Genomic DNA, 1,217 nt, shown 5'->3' with positions numbered 1-1,217 from the left:
CACGCCCCCAACGCAATGGGCAACTTCTGTTTCGAGGTGACGCTCGGCTACCGGCGGTTGGAACTCCTTCCCCGCGTGGAGGGTAAGGGGCGTCACGATGGGTAGTAGGTTTGTGACATGGTGCGTGGTGATCGTGTCGATAGCGTCGAGTACGCCCGGCGGGTCAACGCCGCCGCGGATCTGGTCGGGGCGGGTGTGCCCGTGGCCGCAGCCGCCCGCACGTTGGCGAGTAGGTACGGGGTGTCGGTGCGTCAGGCACGCCGGTATCTGGAGCAGGCCATGGCTGCTGGACGTCTCGAGGTCCCTGAGTCGAGCGTGGTGTTCACCGTCAAGCTGCCGCAGTCGCTGGCAGCGCAAATCCGCAGCCGTGCCCACGACAGTGACCGGGCGATCTCCGCGGTGGTGGCCCAGGCCCTGGCCGAGTTCCTTCAGCGGGGTGCCCCGGAGGGCCGGCCGGGCAGGTGAGCGGCCGATCGGTGGAGGCGGAGGCGGTTTTCGACCGCCACGCGGCGGCGGACTTGTCCGCGGCCTACGCAGCGTTGGTTCCGCAGCGGCGGGCCCGGATACGGGACCGCCTGGAGCAGGCAGAGGTGAGCCATGACCAGCGTGGCGATCTACGCCCGGGTGTCCTCGGCCCGGCAGAAGAAGGACCAGACGATCGGCTCGCAGACCGCGGCCCTGCGCGCGCACGCCGCCGAACAGCGTCTTGAGCTGCCCGAGGAGTGGGTGTTCGAGGACGAGGGCCACTCCGGGGCGACCCTGGTGAGGCCCGCACTGGAGCGACTGCGCGACCTCGTCGCCCAGGTCGGCGTGGATGTGGTCCTGTGCTACGCGCCTGACCGCCTCGCCCGTAAGTTCGCCTACCAGGCCCTGCTGATCGAGGAGTTCGCCCGCGCCGGCACCCGGGTGGAGTTCGTACGCGGCCCACGCGGCGACAGCCCCGAGGACCAGCTGATGGTCCAGTTCCAGGGCATGTTCGCCGAGTACGAGAAGGCCCAGCTGATGGAACGCTACCGGCGCGGGAAGACCTATCGGGCCCGCTCCGGATCGGTCAACGTGCTGGGCGGCGCCCCATTCGGCTACCGTTACCTACGCAAAACCCCCGAATGTGGGGCCACCTACGAGGTCGTTGAGTCCGAGGCGGCGCTGGTGGTGGAGCTGTTCCGCCGCTACACCGACGACGGGGCCTCCATCGCGGACCTGACCCGCTGGCTGAG

The 1,217-nt window shown here is 69.5% G+C and carries 2 protein-coding genes; both read left to right on the top strand.

Annotation, left to right across the window (positions count from 1 at the left end):
- Positions 1–117: 117 nt before the first annotated feature.
- On the top strand, positions 118–465 hold the full coding sequence (locus tag ACGFSA_RS35240; protein ID WP_393310279.1) for a hypothetical protein: 348 nt from the start codon (positions 118–120) through the stop codon (positions 463–465).
- 132 nt (positions 466–597) lie between these two features.
- Positions 598–1,217, top strand: a 620-nt coding sequence (locus tag ACGFSA_RS35235) for a recombinase family protein (protein WP_393310277.1), incomplete at its 3' end; no start/stop codon positions are given.

Source organism: Streptomyces sp. NPDC048496 (genome assembly GCF_043200055.1).
Lineage (GTDB): Bacteria > Actinomycetota > Actinomycetes > Streptomycetales > Streptomycetaceae > Streptomyces.
The sequence above is the reverse complement of the archived record's forward strand: the minus strand, read 5'-3'. Positions and strand labels throughout refer to the sequence as shown.

Bases quoted from the DNA above. Each gene is read 5' to 3' on its own strand.
- ACGFSA_RS35240 (WP_393310279.1), top strand. From the start codon at position 118: ATGGTGCGTGGTGATCGTGTCGATAGCGTCGAGTACGCCCGGCGGGTC.